The organism is Bacillus sp. FSL W8-0519, assembly GCF_038005585.1.
Lineage (GTDB): Bacteria > Bacillota > Bacilli > Bacillales > Bacillaceae_G > Bacillus_A > Bacillus_A paranthracis.
Genome location: NZ_JBBOTL010000001.1, coordinates 1,206,096 through 1,226,419 on the forward strand (window position 1 = coordinate 1,206,096; position 20,324 = coordinate 1,226,419).

A 20,324-nucleotide genomic window follows, 5' to 3' on the forward strand; every position below is an offset into this window, starting at 1 on the left:
CCCAACATGTAGGACAACCTCTCTATTATTACGATAATACAGCTTTAATTTTTTGGAATGCCCACTCTAAATCTTCTTCAGAGATTACTAGAGGTGGTGCGATACGAATTACGTTTTCGTGTGTTTCTTTACATAACAGTCCAGCTGCTTTTAGTTGTTCACAGTAAGGGCGAGCTGGCTCGTTTAATTCGATACCGATAAATAAACCTTTACCGCGAACTTCAGTAATCATTGGGTTATCGATTTCTTTTAATTGTCCAACTAATTTTTCACCTAATTGAAGAGAACGCTCTGTTAATTTTTCTTCTTCTAACACTTCAAGAGCTGCGATAGAAACAGCACATGCAAGTGGATTACCACCGAATGTAGAACCGTGAGAACCTGGCTCAAATACCCCTAAAATGTCGCGGTTTGCTGCAACGCAAGAGATTGGGAATACGCCGCCGCCAAGCGCTTTACCAAGTATGTACATGTCAGGAGTTACACCGTCCCAGTCACAAGCAAATACTTTACCAGTACGGCCTAAGCCAGTTTGGATTTCATCTGCTACGAATAAAACGTTTTCTTTTTTACATACTTCAAGAGCTTCTTTTAAGAAACCAGCTGGGGGGATGTTAATCCCTGCTTCACCTTGGATTGGCTCTAAAATGAATGCAGCTGTGTTTGGTGTAATAGCAGCTTTTAACGCTTCTAAATCACCGTAAGGAATTACAACGATGCCAGGAAGCATTGGACCGAATCCGCGCTTGTACTCTTCGTTTGAAGACATAGAAACAGCACCCATCGTACGTCCGTGGAAGTTATCTTCACAAACGATAATTTCAGCACGGTTTGCTTCTACTTTCTTCACATCATAAGCCCAGCGGCGAGCTGTTTTAATTGCAGTTTCAACAGCTTCTGCACCTGTATTCATTGGAAGTACCATTTCTTTATTAGTTAGTTTCGCAACTTTTTCGTACCAAGGACCTAATTGATCGCTATGGAAAGCACGAGAAGTTAACGTAACACGATTAGCTTGGTCAATTAAAGCGTTAATAATTTTTGGGTGACGATGACCTTGGTTTACTGCCGAATATGCACTTAATAAGTCCATATAGCGGTTTCCTTCAGGATCTTCTACCCAAACGCCTTCTGCTTTAGAAATAACGATTGGAAGTGGGTGATAGTTATTTGCCCCGTATGTGTCTGTAAGTTCGATAATATCCTTAGTTTGAATCATGATTGTTCCCCCTTTTGTTATTACAAGAAGTTTGTAAATACTCTAAATATTATAGCATTTAAATGTAAAAAAGCGAAACATTTCCTGAAAATAAATGAACATGTTATCATATAGAGTGAAAAAGTGTGAAAAGAGGAGGTAAGGGATACGATGGTACATATGCATATTACAGCATGGGCGTTAGGTTTAATTTTATTTTTCGTTGCGTATTCACTTTATTCAGCAGGAAGAAAAGGGAAAGGTGTACATATGGGGCTTCGTCTTATGTACATTATCATTATTGTGACAGGTTTCATGTTGTACATGGGTATTATGAAGACTGCAACAAGTAACATGCACATGTGGTATGGTTTAAAAATGCTAGCTGGTATTTTAGTTATCGCTGGAATGGAAATGGTTCTTGTGAAAATGAGCAAGAACAAGGCAACGGGGGCATTCTGGGGATTATTTATTATCGCGCTTGTAGCGGTATTTTATCTAGGACTGAAATTACCGATTGGTTGGCAAGTATTCTAATAAAGAAAATAAAACCACCTTATAATCTCAAATGTTTGGGAGATAAGGTGGTTTTTTATTTTATGTTGCATCGATATGCAACTCTTCTCCGTTTACTTTCGTAAAACGAAACATATTTTTATTTGACGTAGCGTGACGAACGAAATGGTGCTGCAGTGTACAAATCATCTCTTCGTTATCAAATAAAAGAATATTTACTCCTTCGCATGCTTCCTCTTTCGGTAAAAAGGATAAATAATTATGACAATACATGCAATCATATAAAGAGTAATGAAGTGATTGCAATGCCTCTGTTAATAAGGCGAAGACAGAGTCAGGTAATTCCTCAAGCCATTCTGTATAGCTAAGGAGTAATTTTTTACGAATGCGTATCATTTCCCCATTTTGCAAATGGTGCTGTTCGTTGGCGATTTGTAATATATCTTGTTCATAGAAACGAGCCGGTAGCCAGTTGTTGTTATATAAAATTTCAAATCCATCTTCGGCAATATCTTCTAATAAAAATGCTTCCTCATTTTCATCATCAAAGAATACCCATTCATTGTTTATATATTCTACATTACCGACCGTATGAGCGCGAGGCTGGTTATATAAAATATGTTTACGTTGTATCATACACGATTTCTCCTTTTGAAAAGTAGTTATTCCTGTTATAGACAGTTCGTGCATTCTTTATAACTAGACACATCTACACATAGGTGGGCATACAATAAAACACGTTTTACTGAGTGAAAATGCTATTCCGTATATGGATAGTAGGTTATCGTCAAGTTTTTCATTTTGTAATCCGCACCTCTTAGGGTGGGGATTACTGCACGTTCAAGAAAAGAAATAAGATGGAAGGATGATTTATATGTGCGGGATTACAGGATGGGTGGATTATAAACGCTCATTAGAAGGAGAACGGGACGTCGTTACGAAGATGGCTGAGACGTTAGCGAAGCGTGGCCCAGATGATAATAAAGTTTGGATTAAAGGCAATGTCGCATTTGGGCATAAACGGTTAATCGTTGTTGATCCTGAAGGTGGTAAACAGCCGATGACTTGTTTAAAAGATGAAGCAAATTATGCAATTTGCTATAACGGCGAACTGTATAACACGGAAGATATTCGAAAGGAACTATTAAGAAGAGGATATACGTTCAAAGGTCATTCTGATACGGAAGTACTATTAGCATCGTATATGGAATGGAAAGAAGAATGTGTCGATCATTTAAACGGTATATATGCGTTTGCTGTATGGGATGAACAGAAAGAACAAGTGTTTATTGCGCGCGATCGATTAGGGGTAAAACCACTATTTTATAAATATGACAGTGGGCGATTACTATTTGGCTCAGAGTTAAAAGCGATATTGGCGCATCCAGATGTGAAGGCGGAAGTGACGTTAGAAGGATTATCTGAAATATTTGGCCTTGGACCATCTAGAACGCCTGGCCACGGCATTTATGCTGGTATAAAAGAATTACGTCCAGGTCATGCGATGACATTTTCAAAGAACGGTTTATGCATATGGAGATATTGGAATGTAGAAAGTAAAAAGCATGAAGATTCCTTTGAAGAAACAGTAGAAAAAACACGATTTTTATTACAAGATGCGATTACAAGGCAGCTCGTTTCTGATGTACCATTATGTACTTTTTTATCAGGCGGTGTAGATTCAAGCGCTATAACAGCAATTGCTGCAAAAGAATACGAAAGATCGGGAAAAGGTCAATTACACACGTATTCGGTTGATTACGAAGATAATGACAAATACTTTAAAGCAAATGCGTTTCAGCCAAATTCAGATGCACCATTTATTCATTTAATGACGGAGACGTTTCAAACGATCCATCATCGCTGCGTCATTTCAAATGAACAATTAGCGCAGTATTTAACAGAAGCAGTACTCGTTCGTGATTTGCCTGGTATGGCAGATATCGATTCGTCATTATTATGGTTTTGCCGCGAAATTAAACAAGATTTTGTCGTCGGTTTATCTGGGGAATGTGCAGATGAAATATTTGGTGGTTATCCGTGGTTTTATAGAGAAGATGATTTACAATCGAGCGCATTTCCGTGGATGCGTTCTACAGAATCGCGTGAACAATTGCTAAAGAAAGAATGGAGAAATAAATTAAATTTACAACAATATGTACAGCAGCGCTATGAAGAGTCCATTCAAGAAGTTCCTATTTTAGATGGGGAAAGTCCGCTAGAAGCAAAAAGACGCCAATTATTTTATTTAAATATGGTATGGTTTATGACAACATTATTAGACAGAAAAGACCGTATGAGTATGGGGGCGAGCTTAGAAGTACGCGTTCCATTTGCAGATCATCGGCTTGTCGAATATGCGTGGAATATTCCTTGGGAAATGAAAATGTATAAAAACCGCGAAAAAGGTCTATTGCGTAAAGCGTTAGAAGGGTTACTTCCAAATGAGATATTATATAGAAAGAAGAGCCCGTATCCAAAAACACATAATCCGCACTATACGAAAGCAGTAACAGTATGGATACAAGATTTATTAACAGATAAAGGATCGATTTTACACGAGCTATTTGATAAAGAACAGCTGAGTGGATTAATTGAGTCAGGCGGCAGTGCATTCCAAACGCCATGGTATGGTCAATTAATGACTGGGCCACAACTTTTAGCTCATTTAGCACAAATTCACGTTTGGTTTAAAGAATATGGAGTAAATATTAAAGAATAGGAGAAAAGCGACTTACTTTATAAGTAAGTCGCTTTTTATTAAATAAATTGTCATATAAAATTCAAAATCATATTAGAAAAAATACTTATTTAGAATAATTATCTTTACGTACTTATTATTAGTTGTTATAATTGGAAACAAATGTTCTTGAAAAAGATTCTCATTTATAAAATTGAGGTGTTATATAGATGAAAAAGAAAAAAATAGGTTTACTCGTAATGGCGTATGGAACGCCGGATTCATTAGATGAAGTAGAGGCGTATTATACACATATTCGTCATGGGCGTAAGCCATCAGAAGAAGCACTCCAAGATTTAATTGGACGCTATAAAGCGATTGGTGGAATTTCACCGCTTGCAAAAATTACGAAAGAGCAAGCGCATAAATTAACAGACTCAATGAATAATATGTTTACAGAGTATGAATTTAATTGTTACTTAGGCTTAAAACATACTGCTCCGTTTATAGAAGATGCAGTAGAAGAGATGAAGCGCGATGGAATTGAGCAAGCAATTAGTATCGTATTAGCGCCGCATTATTCTACCTTTAGCATTAAGGCATATAACGAGCGTGCAATTCGTCTCTCGGAGGAAATAGGTGGTCCTGTTATTGAACCAATTGAACAATGGTATGATGAACCGAAATTTATTTCGTATTGGGCAGATCAAATAAAAGAAACATTTACAAAAATTGAAGATAAAGAGAAAGCGGTTGTAATTTTTTCAGCGCATAGTTTACCAGAAAAAATTATTGCAGCAGGTGATCCTTATGTGGAGCAATTGCAGCATACGGCGGATTTAATCGCAGCAGCTGCAAACATCCAAAACTATACAATTGGTTGGCAAAGTGCCGGAAATACACCTGATCCATGGATTGGACCGGATGTACAAGATTTAACGAGAGATTTATTTGAAGAGCATAGATATAAATCTTTCGTATATTGCCCAGTTGGTTTTGTGGCAGAGCATTTAGAAGTTTTATATGACAACGATTACGAGTGTAAAGTTGTGACGGATGAATTAAATGCTGCGTATTTTAGACCAAATATGCCGAATGCACAATCTACATTTATTGATTGTTTAGCTACAATTGTTTCCAGAAAAATGAAAGAAATAGTTGACAAAGAACTAATTTTGAATAATAATTAATTTATAATAATTTTAAATAAATAATAATTACTATGAAAGAAAGAGGAGGATCCCCCTAGATGAATCCAAATAATCGCTTAACAACAAACCAAGGTGCTCCGGTCGGAGATAACCAAAATTCTCGTACAGCTGGTCGCCGTGGACCGGTATTATTAGAAGACTATCATTTAGTAGAAAAATTGGCTCACTTTGATCGTGAACGTATTCCAGAGCGTGTTGTGCACGCACGTGGTGCAGGTGCTCACGGTGTATTCGTAACGAAAAACAGCATGAAGCAATATACGAAAGCAGCATTTTTACAAAATGAAGGAACTGAAACGCCTGTATTTGTTCGTTTTTCAACGGTTATTCATGGTCAAGGTTCTCCTGAAACAGCACGTGATCCACGCGGTTTCGCTGTTAAATTTTATACAGAAGAAGGAAATTACGATATTGTAGGTAACCATTTACCAGTCTTCTTCATTCGTGATGCAATTAAATTCCCTGATATGGTGCATTCTTTAAAACCAGCACCTGATACAAATATTCAAACACCAGATCGTTACTGGGATTTCATGACGTTAAGTCCAGAATCTACACATATGATGACATGGGTATTTTCTGATTACGGTACACCAGCAAGCTATCGTGAAATGGAAGGTTTCGGTGTACATTCATTCAAATGGATTAATGCGGAAGGTAAAATCGTCTACATTAAATATCATTGGAAGCCACAGCAAGGTGTACGTAACTTAAGTGCAAAAGAAGTGCAAGAAGTACAAGGAAAAGACTTCAACCATGCAACTCGTGACTTATTCGATGCAATCGAAAAAGGAAATTACCCGAAATGGGATTTACACGTACAAGTGATGCAACTAGATGAAATGGATTCTTTAGACTTTGATCCACTGGACCCAACGAAAGTATGGCCAGAAGATCGTTTCCCATTAATGGAAGTAGGGACAATGACGTTAAATCGTAACCCGAAAAACTTCTTTGCGGAAGTAGAACAAGTAGCGTTCTCTCCAAGTGCAACTGTAAATGGTATTGAACCATCTGAAGATAAATTATTACAAGGTCGTTTATTCTCTTATCCAGATACACAGCGTTACCGCCTTGGTGCAAACTACTTACAAATTCCTGTAAACTGTCCATACGCAGCTGTTCATAATCAACAACGTGATGGTGCGATGCAAATCAATCAAAACCCATCTACAATTAACTATGAACCGAGCCGTCATGCTGAAAATCCAGTTGAAGACCCAGCTTACCGCGATTCAACTATGAAAGTAGAAGGCTATGTATCTCGTGAGAAAATTGACAAACCAAATGATTTCAAACAAGCGGGTGAGCGTTACCGTTCATTCTCTAAAGAAGAGCAAGACAACTTAATTGCAAACTTAACAAATGACTTAAAAGACGTAAATGAACGTACGAAATTACTAGCTGTATGTAACTTCTTCCGTGCAGATCAAGAGTACGGTATGCGTTTAGCGCAAGCATTAAACGTTGATATTACGCAATATGTAGGAAATGCTCCGAAATAAATTGGAAAAGACGACTGTTATGAAACGGTCGTCTTTTTTTGTTTATGTAAAGTTACACACGGGTATTCTTCAGTTTCATTATGTCGGAATTTGTTGGTAAATCGATATATCGTGTCGAAACGTCGATATATTGAAATAATCGCTGATATATTTGAAAAATCGTCGATATATCCGAAGAATCGCTGATATATTTACAGGAATACTAGCTGGGGTATGCAGTGCTGATAAATGCAAAAAAGAGATGCAATCTACTATCAATAGATTGCATCTCTTTTTTAGTTCACTCGCTCAGTATATTCATAAGCTTTCTCTCCGTGCATTGAAATATCAAGTCCCATATGTTCCTCGTGCTCATCTACCCGGACAGGGAGGAAGAAGTTAATTGCTTTAATAATCGCGTACGTCATTATAATTGTGAACGCATATGTTGCGCCGATTGCTACAAGTTGTTTCAACAGCAGCGCGGCGTTCCCGTAAAATAATCCGTTAGCACCATCACTGTTTACGGTGGTAGTTGCAAATAGTCCTGTCGCAATGCCGCCCCAAGTTCCGCCGATGCCGTGACATCCAAATGCATCGAGTGTATCGTCGTATCCGAATTTTGTTTTTAAGAAAAAGACCGCTCCGAAGCATAATACGCCGCCAATTGCTCCGATAAGAAGAGCTGAGAAAGGTGTAACGAACCCGCAAGCTGGTGTAATAGCGACTAGACCGGAAACAACGCCGCAAGCAGCTCCCATCGCGGTCGGTTTTGATTGGAAGAACCACTCTGAAAGCATCCAAGTTAATGCGGAGGCAGCGGCGGCTATATTTGTATTAATAAATGCAGTTAAAGCTACGTCGTTTAAAGATAATGCGCTTCCGACGTTAAAACCGAACCAGCCGAACCACAGTAAACCAGCGCCTAACATCGTAAATGGTAAATGATGAGGAGACGAACCGTTTATGTTTTTGCGTTTTCCAAGGAAAATAGCTAATACGAGGCCAGCCACGCCAGATGTAATATGAACGACATTACCACCAGCGAAGTCTAACGCACCAAGTTCTCTTAGCCATCCGCCAACGCCCCATACCCAATGAGCGACAGGATTGTAAACGATTGTTGTCCATAGAAGGATGAAAATAAGGAAAGCTGAAAATCGCATTCTTTCGGCAAATGCTCCTGAAATTAAAGCGGGAGTTAAAATAGCGAACATGAGTTGAAACATCATAAATAAATTGTGAGGAATAGTAGATGAGTAGTCTGGATTTGGTGCGTAGCTAACTCCGTTTAAACCGAACCAATCGAATGTGCCGATAAGTCCGTGCCAATCTGGTCCGAATGATAAAGAATAACCAATTAAAATCCATTGAATCGAAACGATAGCCATTGCGCTATAACTATGCATTGTCGTACTGAGTACGTTTTTACTGCGAACCATACCTCCATAAAAAAGTGCTAATCCTGGTGTCATTAACATGACCATTACTGTCGCTACAAACATAAAAACCGTATCTCCTGTATTCATGCTCTCTCCTCCTGTAATGTTAGAAAAAATAACATCAATTTGTTATGTTTCATATCATATTCGAAATAAAAAGAAAAATCAACTAAAAATTCAGAAAATTTTATATGTAATGTTAGAAAACCTAACATGTATTAATTTGATAAGAATGAAATCAACGTATGCGATTCGTTTGGATAATTGGTATAATATTCTTACAATTAAAATACATGGGGGATGCGTGTGGGGAAAATACATACTAGGAAACTATTCATTTGTTTTTGTTTAGCTGTCGTTTTGTTTGTACCAATACATACATTTGCAGACGAAAAAAGAGAGTGGCGAGACGAAGTTATATATTCCATTATGATTGATCGTTTTAATAATGGGGAACCGAAAAATGACAAACAGTTAGAAGTTGGCAATTTAGAAGGATATCAGGGCGGAGATATAAGAGGTATTATAAAAAGAATGGATTACATAAAAAAAATGGGATTTACTACTGTTATGCTTTCGCCGCTTTTTGAAAGTGTAAAATACGATGGGTTAGACGTGCGCAATTTTCAGAAGGTAAATGAACATTTCGGAACAGAAAATGATGTGAAAGAACTTGTGCAAGAAGCTCATGCAAAAGGAATGAAAGTTGTATTTCAATTTCCGCTTGGAGAAAACGAACAACAAGTAATCGACTCGATGAAATGGTGGATCAAAGAAGTTGATTTAGATGCAAGTTATGTAATACATAGTGAAAAAAAATCGCCTGCTTTTTGGGATGATGTGCAAAAAGATATGCAAGTGATAAAGAAAGATTTTCGAGTTATGACAAAAGAAGATAGTGAATACAACGAAAAAATAGTAGATGCGTTTTCCAAAGCGGACGTATCGGTGAAACCTTTATATGATGTAAGTAAAAAAGACGGAGCAGCCGCTACATTTTTAGATAATCAAGATACAAAAAGATTTGCTCGTATTGCAAAAGAGAATATGAATTATCCACCATCTCGTTTGAAACTAGCTCTTACATATTTATTAACAACACCAGGTATTCCGAATTTTTATTACGGAACTGAAATTGCATTGGATGGAGGAGGTACGCCAGATAATAGACGATTAATGGACTTCAAATCAGATGAAAAGTTTATGCAACATATAACGAAACTCGGTGAGCTTAGACAAGCGAGACCATCTTTACGCCGCGGTACGTTTGAGCTTCTATACGATAAAGATGGAATGAGTGTACTAAAGAGAAAGTATAAAGATGAAGTGACAGTAGTAGCGATTAATAATACGAGAGAAACACAAAAAGTTGCTTTACCTGCAAGTGAGATTGGTGAAAAACAAGAGCTAAGGGGATTGTTAGAAGATGAAATTATAAGAGAAGAAAACGGAAAATTTTATCTCGTTTTAAAGCGTGAAGAATCAAATGTGTATAAAGTTAACGGGGAAACAGGTGTGAATTGGCTATTTATTTCTTTAATCGTCGGTGTGAACGTATTGTTTATTGCTTTTTTAATTGTGGTTAAAAAGAAGCGGAAATAAGGGGATATTCTCTTTTGTGTTCAATTAAAAGTGCGTGATGAGGTGAGATGTTCAAGTCTTCTTATCGTATTCGTAATTCTGTATTTTGGGGATAACAGTGACGATGGGGAATTTGTTCGGTGGGACAGGCTAAGGAGAAAACTTTCTCCCTAGTCTGTTTTTCTTTGAAGTAAGACTCTCACCTCGAAATGCAACTGAGCAAAGAAGTAAAAAAATCGATAGAAGAAACAATAATTGAAAATATACTAATTTTACATTACATTAAAGGGTGAAAAGTATTTTGTTACTCATTGAGGGCTATATTTGAGGAGGAAAAATGGAATTTTACGATTTGGGTATTACCATTAAAGAGCTTAGAATGAAAAAGAATATATCACAATCTGAATTGTGTCATGGAATATGTTCGCAAAGTCAAATTAGCAAAATAGAAAAAGGTATGATTTATCCATCTAGCATATTGTTATATCAATTATCTGAAAGACTTGGTATTGATCCAAATCATATTTTCGCACTAACTCAAAACAAAAAACTAAAATATGTAGAAAATGTAAAATGTGTAATGAGAGATTGTACAAAACAAAAACAATATAATGAACTTTATGAAATAGTGAAACAAGAGAAAACCGAAAATAATTTCCAGTTAAAAGAAGATAAACAATTTCTAATATGGCATGAAGCGATTGCTATATTTTATGTGAATAAATCAATAAAAACTGCTTTAAATCTTTTAAATAATGCACTAAAACTAACTGTAACGAATGGTGATTTTTTATCGGAAAGAGAAATAGATATTATGCAGTCGATGGCTATATTTCATTGGGCAAATAAAGAATATGAAAAGAGTATTACTATATTAAGAAGATGTTTAACTAATTTTAACAAGTTAGATTTCCCTAGAGATAAAGAGATTAAATTAAAAATCATTTTTAATTTAGGGAAAATGTTAGGTCATGCAAATCAACATGAAGAGGCAATAAAATACAATGATATGGGTATTAAATTAGCTATTAATCTAAATACTTTATATTTATTAGGCGAATTATACTACGGGAAAGCTTGGAACATGCTAAAGCTGAAACAATGTAATGAAGAAGATGTAGCTGATAATATGAAAAAAGCATTATTTATCTTTGAACTAACAGAAAAAGAAGATCTGATAAAAATAGTTAAAGAAAAATATTTTGAACAACAAAATAAAAAAATCACTCATAATTTCTGATGAACATCTTATTATTCTCTATAAAAAAAGCACCATATGGTGTCTTTTTTATGACTTATATCATCGATTATTACAGTTCGTAGGTTTCTTATACCAAGCTTTGTTGATGTATTTACAATTCGCAGATGTTGAAGTTTTAGATGTATCCCCAGGTGTAGTTATATTATTAGAACACCCTGCAATATATAGACAGAATGTAGTTAATAAAAAACATAGTATTAATTTCTTCAAATAACCACTTCTAACTCTTTTTAATTAACATTTTTCATAAAATAAATTCCTTACTAATTTTACATTACAGGAAAGGGTGGAAAATATTCTTATACTCATAATTTGTTACATTTGATTGGGGAGGGAGGTTTTTGTTCCGATTTTTAAAAGGTTCTTCTTCATTTATGCATAAAATTTATCCGATTGCCCGTAAGCTTAGACTTTTACAAGCTAAAAAGAAAAACATCCTCTACATAGAGGATGTTTTTCTTTTTAGCGGTAGTTAATAAATTGTACGTCAATTGGTAAATCAGCGCTACGAACTGCTGCGATAACTGCTTGTAAGTCATCACGGCTTTTCGCTGTAACACGTACTTGATCATCTTGTACTTGTGTTTTTACTTTTAATTTCATTTCTTTAATGATGTTGTTAATTTTTTTCGCGTTATCTTTATCGATACCTTGTTGAAGTGTTGCACGTTGGCGAACAGTGTTACCAGCTGCCGCTTCAACTTTTCCGTAATCTAAGTTCTTAATTGGAACGTTACGTTTTACGAGTTTAGAAATAAGAACGTCTTTTACTTGCTCTAATTTGAACTCGTCGTCAGAAGTTAAAACAAGTACTTCTTTTTCAAGTTTAATATCACTTTTACTTCCTTTAAAGTCATATCGGTTTTGGATTTCTTTTAATGCAGTGTTAATTGCGTTTGTTACTTCAGGTAATTCTACTTTCGAAACGATGTCAAAAGAACTATCTTTTGCCATAGTTAGCACCTCCAAATAAATTTCTACTCTTTTTATGTACTGTACATACTAAAGTATAGCTGAAAACGAGATTAGACTTAAGTGTTTTCATACTTATAATGATGTAACCTCATTTTATTATAGTGAATTTTGGGCAGTTGGACAAATAAAGAGAAAATCGTGTTATAATTAACTTTTGTTTGGAATGATAAAAATATAAAAAGTTAAAAAGTTCATTTTATATATATAGAAGGGAATTAAAAAAATATGTATTTACAAATAGGATCGATTGAACAGGTAACTGTTTTACGCGAAACGGAAATTGGATATATGGTTGGAAATGAAGAAGAAGAAATTTTCCTACATAAAAATGAAGTAGCTGGAGAAATTGAAGAAGGCGATACGATTGATGTATTCTTATACCTTGACCACCAAAATCGTATTTCGGCAACAATGAAGGAGCCAATTATTACAACATATGATTGGAACTGGGTAAAGGTTGTAGAAGTTATTCCTAGTTTAGGTGTGTTTGTTGATATTGGTGTATCAAAAGATATACTAATTCCAGCTGATGAATTCCCAATTTATATGCCAGTATGGCCTGAAGTTGGAGATGAATTATATTGTACGTTAAAATTAACGAATCGTGATCGTTTAATTGCTCTTCCGGCAAGAGATAGTGATATGCAAGAAATCGTTGTAGATGCGACACCATCTATGCGTAATAAAAACGTAAACGGACGTGTGTATCGTTCACTTCAAGTTGGTTCGTTCGTATTAACAGATGAGCATTTCCGTGCATTTTTACATCATACAGAAAGAAAAGAACAAGTTCGCATCGGTCAACGTGTAACGGGACGAATTATTGATGTAAAAGATGACGGTACAATTAACATTTCACTTCTTCCTCGTAAAGAAGAAGGAATGGAAGATGATGCTGCAGTGATTTATGCATATATGGAAGAACGAGGCGGAGCAATGCCGTTTTGGGATAAGAGTTATCCAGAAGACATTAAAGAACGTTTCAATATGAGTAAAGCTGCATTTAAGCGTGCACTTGGTAAGTTGATGAAAGAAGAAAAGGTTTACCAAGAAGAAGGTTGGACGTACTTTAAGAAATAAAGGAAATAAAAAGCACCACCTTATATTTTACCTATAAGGTGGTGCTTTTTTAATTCCCTTGCTCATGTACAAGAGTAAACGTATCTTTCAACTCACTATCGTTTATTTTAATATTTGCTTTTTTTAATTCATTTTGCAATAGTTTTTTGCCGAATATAGGGTCAGAGATACGTTCTTCTTCTAAGTTTTTGCGAATAGAGTCTTTCACTTCATCATAGGGTTTTAATTCTTTTTTATCAGTTAATTTAATAATATGATAACCGTTTGGTGATGTAACGGGATTGCTAATTTGTCCGACCTTTAGTTTATAGGCAGCAGTTTCAAATTCAGGTGCCATTCTACCTGAATTGAAATATCCGAGGTCTCCGCCTTTTTCTTTTGATAGTAGGTCTTGCGATTCTTGTTTTGCTAGTTCTTCAAATGAAGCACCAGCATCTAATTTTTTCTTTATTTCTTTCGCTTCATTTTCGTCACTTACTAAAATATGGCTTGCTTTAATTTCTGGTTTATAGTGGTCTTTCACGTCTTTTTCTGTAATACTTTTCTTAATCGCTTCATTCATAGCAAGTTTGAACTTAATTTGATTTTTGAAATCAGCTTCATCTTTTAAACCATTGTTTTTCAATACGTTTTTAAATTGGTCTCCGTATTGATTTTTTGCTTTTTGTAATTCTTTATCTACATCATCGTCAGATACTTTATATTTTTTCGTGATAACGTCTTGCGCCATCATTTCGTACAGCATGTCTTTTCCGTAACGATCTTTCAATTGTTTTTCGAAGTCGCTCTTCGTAATGGTTGAGTCGGTTGCTGTAGCGACTGTATCTGAGTCGTTTTTTTGTCCACAAGCAGATAGCATTAATATACTTAGTAGTGCAGTAATAATGAAAATGTGTTTTCCTCTCATGCTAACACCTCATCCGAATATGTTATCGCTATTGTAGAATATAGAAGTGAACATGAAGTGAATTTTTAATGTTTTTTCCTGTGAAATGTAAAAAAAGTACATCAACAATATTGTTGATGTACGATGGGATCAAAGGTGATCGGTCTTTTTGGAATAAGCACGCTTACCTTGCTCTATATTCTTTTGTTCTTGCTCATTTTTTTGCGCGCGTTTTGCATTATTATCGCGTGCTTTTTTGTCGTTATCACTCGTATGTGGCATATGTATCAACTCCATTTCTAAACGTTGTACGTTTATCATTTCCTTTTTCGTAAAGACTATGTATAGCAGTGTATTCATGAATAATGAAGGTGGATTGGAAATGGATTTGAAGTTGAATTATACCGAACTTATAAAGAAGTTAATCGTTGTAATCGTCGCAGGTTTGTTAAATGCGATTGGAATGAATTTATTTTTAACGCCAGCGAAAGTGTATGCAAGTGGCTTTGCTGGATTGTCTCAATTGCTATCACAAATATTAGGTGATTTTTTATCTATTCACATATCAACCGGGGTATTATTTAGCTTGTTTAACATTCCAGTCGTTATTTTAGCATGGAAAAAGGTTGGAAAGGCCTTTACTTTCTTTAGTTTTCTTTGCGTTATCTTTATGACTATGTTTTTAGAAATTATTCCAGTTAGAGCAGTTTCAAACGACATCATATTAAATGCGATTTTTGGTGGGCTTATTTCAGCAATCGGGGTAGGGATTGCGTTGAAGTGGGGGGCTTCTACAGGTGGTTTAGATATAATCGCCATGATTTTATCAAAGATTAAAGACAAGCCTGTCGGTACGTATTTTTTCTTCTTTAATGCACTGATCATTATCGCTGCCGGCTATGTGTATGGATGGGAAAAAGCATTATATACTTTAGTGACTTTGTATGTGTCAACGCGAATCATCGATGCAATTCATACGCGTCATGTGAAGATTACGGCATTAATCGTTACGAAGAATGGGGCGGATGTACGAAAGGCGATTCACTCACGCTTAGTGAGGGGGATTACAACTATACCAGCAACTGGTGCTTATACGAATGAAAATAAGGAAATGTTAATGATTGTTATTACCCGTTACGAACTGTACGAATTGGAGAGGGTTATTAAACAAGTGGACCCAGGTGCATTTACAAACGTACTGCAAACAGTTGGGGTGTTCGGATTGTTTCGAAAAGATTAAAGAGGACCAAAGCTGGTCCTCTTTTTTAATGTGCATTCGTAATGTTTTGCAACTGCTCTTGCATTTCACGTAGCTGAACTTTTTCAGCAGTTGAAGAATTTGCGTAAGCGGATTGCAAAGCATTTTTTGCTCTATATACGAGATCTTGTTGCTCGACGCCGCTTGAACAAGATACAGCATTTGCAACAGCATCTCTAGCTTGTTGAAATAGTAAGTTCCCCATTTAGACCCCTCCAAAAGAAGAGTTACTTCTCGCTTTTTCTGCCTCAGCTAATGTACCTCGGTACGGGAATCTTGCATCATGCTTCATAACAGCATCGGCTCCTTGTTGGATAAAACGTTTTGATTTGTTCTTTTTACCCATTCGAAAAACCCCCTTTATTTAGCTGAAAACAATCGACGCGCTAACTTGTGCGTCTAATGATAGTATGAGCGTTTGGCGAGAAACTATAAGCAGGGAATTTTTAGATTACAACCCAAGAACCTCTTCTAAATATAGTGCAATACCATCTTCTTCGTTCGTTAGCGTCGTATGGTTTGCGAGTGATTTTAATTCAGGGATGGCATTTCCCATTGCGATGCCGTGACCAGCAAATTCAATCATTTCAAAGTCGTTATCTTCATCACCGAAAGCGATGATTCGCTCTTGTGGAATGTTATAATGACTAGAAATTTTTTGTAGTCCAACAGCTTTATTTAATCCGCTTTTTACAATTTCAATAATCGGCCAAGGTGCGCCCCACTTTCTATGGTCGATTACTTCAGCGTGCATATCAGTTAAATGTTGACGAATTGCACTGGAATGCTCGTCATGTGCGTCAATTAATAAGCAAGTTGGATGATCATTTAAAATATTTAATAAGTCTCCTGTAAAAATGTTTGGAGAACCGAATTCGAAAATATGTTTTTTATCTTCATCAATTTCACGTACATACACATCGTCCATTACTTCAGCGTATATGTTTTTTACGCCAAAATCAAAGCAAGCCCGGACAATTTCTTGCGCTGTTGCTAGCTCAAGAGGAGAGTGATGTGTGCCCCACTTTGAATCAAGAGGGTGATGTACGTAAGCGCCATTAAAGTTTACGATTGGTGTATTTAGACCAAGTTCTTTATAGTAATCATAACTAGCGCGGAATGGACGTCCTGTTGAGATGACAACAATATGTCCTTGTTCCTTTGCTTTTGCAATTGTATGTTTCGTTCGAGTGGAAATTATTTTGTTGTCTGTTAATAAAGTGCCGTCTAAGTCTAGTGCGATTAAATGTTGTTTGTTCATAATTTCACCTCTTATAATATTTTTTTGTTTTTATCTGTATTTCCGTTTTTAATCTGCAGAAATAAGAGGTTAGACTGGGTGAGACCACCAAAGATGGAAAGTTCACTATATATCCATCTTACGTCGCAAAGTGCTGCGGTGTCTACTATTTCTCGTTGGAAATTAAGAAAAGTCAACATCTTTTTAGAAAGTTCAAACAATGTTTCTTTCATTATGGACAAATTGTGAAAAGGGTTACATTTCTCGTATGATGAGGCTTATAATGAACATGTAATCTTCTCGTATATGTTTGACTCTCCTTTGAAACTGGCCTATAGTAGGTTGGTTTCTTTTTTTCTACAAATAGGAAAGAAATCCCTGCTTTAAGCTTGTGTCATTCATGTATATGTACAAGAACGAAATGTAGTACCTGTTTCCTAAACATGACAGAAAAGCTTTCTTTTAAAATGGATATACTAATGAGGCAAAGACGTCATGGAAGGAGAATGGAAATGGGACAAAATCGCAGGTTTCGTTCTGGACAAAAAGCGCCGAATGATGGCATTTACGTAGAAATTGGTGAAACGGGAAGTATGGTAAAAGACCCGCAAATGGTGAAACTAACTGCTGGTGACAAGTTTCCAGATAACACGAATCATAACCGTCAGTGGACGTATAAAAGAAAACCGTAACAGGAGCCGCAATCGTTATTGCGGCTTTTTTGTCGTTACACATTTTAATTTCATTTACCGTATATTTTTCAGTTGTATCATGAATGCTCCTTTTTTCTTTTTCAAATAATAAGTTTGAAAATACATAAGCAAAATTATTGTATAAAAAAGTCAGTTGGCGTATAATCAAATCAAAGGTCAAAGAAAGTCAAACATTTGGAGGACTGTAAAGATGGACTTAAATCAAATGACAACAAAAACACAAGAGGCGATTATGAGTGCCCAATCTTTAGCGGTATCTCATCACCATCAAGAAGTAGATACTGTTCATCTCTTGTTTACATTATTAGAAGAGCAAGATGGGTTAGCAGTACGTATTTTTCAAAAAATGAACGTCGATATAGAAGCATTAAAACAAGGCGCCGAAAATTTAATTAAGAAAAAGCCTTCCGTAACGGGGAGCGGTGCAGAAGCAGGTAAATTATATATAACAGGTGCTCTGCAACAACTACTTGTAAGAGCAGGAAAAGAAGCAGAGAAATTGCAAGATGATTACATTTCAGTGGAACATGTATTACTTGCTTTTACTGAAGAAAAAGGCGATATAAACCAATTATTTACAAGATTTCATATTACGAAAGATAACTTATTACAGTCTTTAATGACAGTTCGGGGGAATCAAAGAGTGACTAGTCAAAATCCAGAAGCAACTTATGAAGCGTTAGAAAAATATGGTCGTGATTTAGTAGCGGAAGTAAGAGCGGGGAAAATTGACCCTGTTATCGGCCGCGATAGTGAAATTCGCCGCGTAATCCGCATTCTTTCACGTAAAACGAAAAACAACCCAGTTTTAATTGGTGAACCAGGTGTTGGTAAAACAGCAATTGTTGAAGGGTTAGCACAGCGTATTGTGAAAAAGGATGTACCTGAAGGATTAAAAGATAGAACAATCTTTGCATTAGATATGAGTGCGCTTGTAGCTGGAGCGAAATTCCGTGGTGAATTTGAAGAGCGTCTCCAAGCTGTATTAAATGAAATTAAAAAGAGTGAAGGACGCATTTTATTATTCATTGATGAACTTCACACAATCGTCGGCGCTGGTAAAACAGAAGGCGCAATGGATGCAGGAAATATGTTAAAACCGATGCTTGCGCGTGGTGAACTGCATTGTATCGGGGCGACGACGTTAGATGAATATCGTAAATATATTGAGAAAGATCCAGCGCTAGAAAGACGTTTCCAACAAGTATTAGCAGAAGAACCAACTGTTGAAGATACAATTTCCATTTTACGTGGTTTAAAAGAGCGCTTTGAAATTTATCATGGTGTAAATATTCATGACCGCGCGATTGTAGCAGCATCAGTTTTATCAGATCGATATATTTCGGATCGTTTCTTACCGGATAAAGCAATTGATCTTGTTGACGAAGCGTGCGCAACAATTCGTACAGAAATTGATTCTATGCCAACAGAATTAGATGAAGTAACGCGTCGCATTATGCAGCTGGAAATTGAAGAAGCAGCTCTTGGAAAAGAGAAAGACTTTGGTAGCCAAGAACGTCTAAAAACATTGCAACGTGAATTATCGGATTTAAAAGAAGTGGCAAGTGGCATGAGAGCCAAATGGGAGAAAGAAAAAGAAGATATTCACAAAGTTCGTGACTTACGTGAACATTTAGAGCGTCTGCGCCGTGAATTAGAAGAAGCAGAAGGTAATTACGACTTAAATAGAGCAGCGGAACTTCGCCACGGAAAAATTCCTGCAATTGAAAAAGAGTTAAAAGAAGCAGAAGAAATGGGCGCGAATAATAAACAAGAAAATCGTTTATTACGTGAGGAAGTAAGTGAAGAAGAGATTGCTGATATTGTTTCACGCTGGACTGGTATTCCTGTCGCAAAACTCGTTGAAGGTGAACGTGAGAAATTATTACGATTAGAGCAAATTTTATCAGAGCGTGTTATCGGACAAGAAGAAGCGGTAAGCCTAGTATCAGACGCAGTTCTTCGTGCTCGTGCTGGTATTAAAGACCCGAACCGTCCAATTGGTTCCTTCATCTTCTTAGGACCGACTGGTGTTGGTAAAACAGAACTTGCAAAAACGTTAGCGCAGTCTTTATTTGATAGTGAAGAGCAAATGATTCGTATTGATATGTCTGAGTACATGGAGAAACACGCTGTGTCACGCTTAATTGGTGCACCTCCTGGATATGTTGGATATGAAGAGGGCGGTCAATTAACAGAAGCAGTAAGACGTAAACCGTATTCTGTTATTTTGTTAGATGAAATCGAAAAAGCACATCCAGAAGTATTCAACATTTTATTACAAATGTTAGATGACGGACGCATTACAGATTCGCAAGGACGTACAGTAGACTTTAAAAACACAGTTATTATTATGACGTCAAATATTGGATCTGCTCATTTATTAGATGGATTAGAAGAAGATGGCTCAATTAAAGAGGAATCAAGAGAACTTGTCATGGGGCAATTAAGAGGACATTTCCGACCAGAGTTTTTAAATCGTGTCGACGAAATTATTTTATTCAAACCTCTTACAACGAATGAAATTAAAGGTATTGTTGATAAAATTGTAAAAGAATTACAAGGCCGTTTAGCTGACCGTCATATTACGGTACAATTAACAGACGCAGCGAAAGAGTTTGTTGTCGAAGCTGGCTTCGATCCAATGTACGGAGCTCGTCCGTTAAAACGATATGTACAGCGTCAAGTTGAGACGAAATTAGCGAGAGAATTAATTGCAGGAACGATTACTGACAATAGTCATGTAGTTGTTGATGTAGAAAATAACGAATTAGTCGTTCATGTGAAGTAAAACAAAAA

The 20,324-nt window shown here is 36.3% G+C and carries 19 protein-coding genes; 10 read left to right on the top strand and 9 right to left on the bottom strand.

Annotated features, from left to right (window positions below; genetic code table 11):
* Window positions 1–28 precede the first annotated feature (28 nt).
* The gene (rocD, locus tag NST14_RS06260; RefSeq protein WP_000616655.1) at window positions 29–1,219 is read right to left on the bottom strand and encodes an ornithine aminotransferase; all 1,191 of its coding nucleotides are present in this window, start codon (window positions 1,217–1,219) and stop codon (window positions 29–31) included.
* 150 nt (window positions 1,220–1,369) lie between these two features.
* On the opposite strand from rocD, the gene NST14_RS06265 reads away from it, so the two are divergent.
* Window positions 1,370–1,735 carry a YisL family protein gene (locus NST14_RS06265; RefSeq protein WP_000233491.1) on the top strand — a complete coding sequence of 122 codons (366 nt, stop codon included), beginning with the start codon at window positions 1,370–1,372 and terminating at the stop codon, window positions 1,733–1,735.
* A 60-nt stretch (window positions 1,736–1,795) separates the two neighbouring features.
* Here NST14_RS06265 and NST14_RS06270 read toward each other — a convergent pair whose 3' ends face one another.
* Complete coding sequence (locus NST14_RS06270) at window positions 1,796–2,350, bottom strand: DUF2777 domain-containing protein (protein WP_000616053.1); 555 nt, start codon at window positions 2,348–2,350, stop codon at window positions 1,796–1,798.
* Between the two features lie 238 nt (window positions 2,351–2,588).
* On the opposite strand from NST14_RS06270, the gene asnB reads away from it, so the two are divergent.
* The 3 genes from asnB (at window position 2,589) to katB (ending at window position 7,110) form a co-directional block, all read left to right on the top strand.
* A complete protein-coding gene (gene asnB / locus NST14_RS06275; protein ID WP_061184758.1) occupies window positions 2,589–4,436 on the top strand; it encodes an asparagine synthase (glutamine-hydrolyzing) in 1,848 nt (615 codons plus the stop codon).
* Between the two features lie 188 nt (window positions 4,437–4,624).
* Complete coding sequence (hemH, locus tag NST14_RS06280) at window positions 4,625–5,584, top strand: ferrochelatase (protein ID WP_061184757.1); 960 nt, start codon at window positions 4,625–4,627, stop codon at window positions 5,582–5,584.
* A gap of 59 nt (window positions 5,585–5,643) precedes the next feature.
* Complete coding sequence (katB, locus tag NST14_RS06285) at window positions 5,644–7,110, top strand: catalase KatB (RefSeq protein WP_001069173.1); 1,467 nt, start codon at window positions 5,644–5,646, stop codon at window positions 7,108–7,110.
* A gap of 275 nt (window positions 7,111–7,385) precedes the next feature.
* On the opposite strand, the gene NST14_RS06290 is transcribed toward katB, so the two are convergent.
* The gene (locus NST14_RS06290) at window positions 7,386–8,618 is read right to left on the bottom strand and encodes an ammonium transporter (protein WP_001091644.1); all 1,233 of its coding nucleotides are present in this window, start codon (window positions 8,616–8,618) and stop codon (window positions 7,386–7,388) included.
* Between the two features lie 213 nt (window positions 8,619–8,831).
* Here NST14_RS06290 and NST14_RS06295 point away from each other — a divergent pair, with 213 nt between their 5' ends.
* Window positions 8,832–10,133: an alpha-amylase family glycosyl hydrolase gene (locus NST14_RS06295; protein WP_229142917.1), complete on the top strand. Its 1,302-nt coding sequence runs from the start codon at window positions 8,832–8,834 to the stop codon at window positions 10,131–10,133.
* Between the two features lie 316 nt (window positions 10,134–10,449).
* Window positions 10,450–11,352, top strand: coding sequence for a helix-turn-helix domain-containing protein (locus tag NST14_RS06300; RefSeq protein WP_000397900.1), 903 nt, complete (start codon window positions 10,450–10,452; stop codon window positions 11,350–11,352).
* Between the two features lie 483 nt (window positions 11,353–11,835).
* On the opposite strand, the gene NST14_RS06305 is transcribed toward NST14_RS06300, so the two are convergent.
* Window positions 11,836–12,327 (bottom strand): YajQ family cyclic di-GMP-binding protein, encoded by a 492-nt coding sequence (locus NST14_RS06305; protein WP_001040153.1) that lies wholly within the window; start codon window positions 12,325–12,327, stop codon window positions 11,836–11,838.
* A gap of 246 nt (window positions 12,328–12,573) precedes the next feature.
* Between NST14_RS06305 and NST14_RS06310 the strand changes: the two genes are divergently transcribed.
* The gene (locus tag NST14_RS06310) at window positions 12,574–13,428 is read left to right on the top strand and encodes a CvfB family protein (RefSeq protein WP_000281266.1); all 855 of its coding nucleotides are present in this window, start codon (window positions 12,574–12,576) and stop codon (window positions 13,426–13,428) included.
* 49 nt (window positions 13,429–13,477) lie between these two features.
* Here the strand turns inward: NST14_RS06310 and prsA are convergent, their stop codons facing one another.
* Window positions 13,478–14,335: a peptidylprolyl isomerase PrsA gene (gene prsA, locus NST14_RS06315; RefSeq protein ID WP_001214230.1), complete on the bottom strand. Its 858-nt coding sequence runs from the start codon at window positions 14,333–14,335 to the stop codon at window positions 13,478–13,480.
* Between the two features lie 129 nt (window positions 14,336–14,464).
* Window positions 14,465–14,596 (bottom strand): DUF3941 domain-containing protein, encoded by a 132-nt coding sequence (locus NST14_RS06320; RefSeq protein ID WP_001120845.1) that lies wholly within the window; start codon window positions 14,594–14,596, stop codon window positions 14,465–14,467.
* Window positions 14,597–14,696: 100 nt separating this feature from the next.
* On the opposite strand from NST14_RS06320, the gene NST14_RS06325 reads away from it, so the two are divergent.
* Complete coding sequence (locus NST14_RS06325; RefSeq protein ID WP_000364453.1) at window positions 14,697–15,554, top strand: YitT family protein; 858 nt, start codon at window positions 14,697–14,699, stop codon at window positions 15,552–15,554.
* Window positions 15,555–15,579: 25 nt separating this feature from the next.
* Here NST14_RS06325 and NST14_RS06330 read toward each other — a convergent pair whose 3' ends face one another.
* The 3 genes from NST14_RS06330 to NST14_RS06340 all read right to left on the bottom strand — a co-directional run bounded on the left by NST14_RS06330 (window position 15,580) and on the right by NST14_RS06340 (window position 16,833).
* A complete protein-coding gene (locus NST14_RS06330; protein WP_000527400.1) occupies window positions 15,580–15,777 on the bottom strand; it encodes a DUF3813 domain-containing protein in 198 nt (65 codons plus the stop codon).
* A complete protein-coding gene (locus NST14_RS06335; protein WP_000516816.1) occupies window positions 15,778–15,918 on the bottom strand; it encodes a hypothetical protein in 141 nt (46 codons plus the stop codon).
* A 105-nt stretch (window positions 15,919–16,023) separates the two neighbouring features.
* On the bottom strand, window positions 16,024–16,833 hold the full coding sequence (locus tag NST14_RS06340) for a Cof-type HAD-IIB family hydrolase (protein ID WP_001041235.1): 810 nt from the start codon (window positions 16,831–16,833) through the stop codon (window positions 16,024–16,026).
* A gap of 491 nt (window positions 16,834–17,324) precedes the next feature.
* Here NST14_RS06340 and NST14_RS06345 point away from each other — a divergent pair, with 491 nt between their 5' ends.
* Together NST14_RS06345 and clpB are read left to right on the top strand one after the other, a co-directional pair.
* Complete coding sequence (locus tag NST14_RS06345; protein WP_000531418.1) at window positions 17,325–17,504, top strand: YjzC family protein; 180 nt, start codon at window positions 17,325–17,327, stop codon at window positions 17,502–17,504.
* A 211-nt stretch (window positions 17,505–17,715) separates the two neighbouring features.
* On the top strand, window positions 17,716–20,316 hold the full coding sequence (gene clpB, locus NST14_RS06350) for an ATP-dependent chaperone ClpB (RefSeq protein ID WP_000365374.1): 2,601 nt from the start codon (window positions 17,716–17,718) through the stop codon (window positions 20,314–20,316).
* The last annotated feature ends 8 nt before the right edge of the window (window positions 20,317–20,324 follow it).

Excerpts from the sequence above, each read along its gene's own strand:
- NST14_RS06345 (WP_000531418.1), top strand. The coding sequence starts at position 17,325 with ATGGGACAAAATCGCAGGTTTCGTTCTGGACAAAAAGCGCCGAATGAT.
- rocD (WP_000616655.1), bottom strand. The coding sequence starts at position 1,219 with ATGATTCAAACTAAGGATATTATCGAACTTACAGACACATACGGGGCA.
- NST14_RS06310 (WP_000281266.1), top strand. The coding sequence starts at position 12,574 with ATGTATTTACAAATAGGATCGATTGAACAGGTAACTGTTTTACGCGAA.
- katB (WP_001069173.1), top strand. The coding sequence starts at position 5,644 with ATGAATCCAAATAATCGCTTAACAACAAACCAAGGTGCTCCGGTCGGA.
- NST14_RS06305 (WP_001040153.1), bottom strand. The coding sequence starts at position 12,327 with ATGGCAAAAGATAGTTCTTTTGACATCGTTTCGAAAGTAGAATTACCT.
- hemH (WP_061184757.1), top strand. The coding sequence starts at position 4,625 with ATGAAAAAGAAAAAAATAGGTTTACTCGTAATGGCGTATGGAACGCCG.
- NST14_RS06290 (WP_001091644.1), bottom strand. The coding sequence starts at position 8,618 with ATGAATACAGGAGATACGGTTTTTATGTTTGTAGCGACAGTAATGGTC.
- clpB (WP_000365374.1), top strand. The coding sequence starts at position 17,716 with ATGGACTTAAATCAAATGACAACAAAAACACAAGAGGCGATTATGAGT.
- NST14_RS06300 (WP_000397900.1), top strand. The coding sequence starts at position 10,450 with ATGGAATTTTACGATTTGGGTATTACCATTAAAGAGCTTAGAATGAAA.
- asnB (WP_061184758.1), top strand. The coding sequence starts at position 2,589 with ATGTGCGGGATTACAGGATGGGTGGATTATAAACGCTCATTAGAAGGA.
- NST14_RS06325 (WP_000364453.1), top strand. The coding sequence starts at position 14,697 with ATGGATTTGAAGTTGAATTATACCGAACTTATAAAGAAGTTAATCGTT.
- prsA (WP_001214230.1), bottom strand. The coding sequence starts at position 14,335 with ATGAGAGGAAAACACATTTTCATTATTACTGCACTACTAAGTATATTA.
- NST14_RS06270 (WP_000616053.1), bottom strand. The coding sequence starts at position 2,350 with ATGATACAACGTAAACATATTTTATATAACCAGCCTCGCGCTCATACG.
- NST14_RS06340 (WP_001041235.1), bottom strand. The coding sequence starts at position 16,833 with ATGAACAAACAACATTTAATCGCACTAGACTTAGACGGCACTTTATTA.
- NST14_RS06330 (WP_000527400.1), bottom strand. The coding sequence starts at position 15,777 with ATGGGGAACTTACTATTTCAACAAGCTAGAGATGCTGTTGCAAATGCT.
- NST14_RS06295 (WP_229142917.1), top strand. The coding sequence starts at position 8,832 with ATGCGTGTGGGGAAAATACATACTAGGAAACTATTCATTTGTTTTTGT.
- NST14_RS06320 (WP_001120845.1), bottom strand. The coding sequence starts at position 14,596 with ATGCCACATACGAGTGATAACGACAAAAAAGCACGCGATAATAATGCA.
- NST14_RS06335 (WP_000516816.1), bottom strand. The coding sequence starts at position 15,918 with ATGGGTAAAAAGAACAAATCAAAACGTTTTATCCAACAAGGAGCCGAT.
- NST14_RS06265 (WP_000233491.1), top strand. The coding sequence starts at position 1,370 with ATGGTACATATGCATATTACAGCATGGGCGTTAGGTTTAATTTTATTT.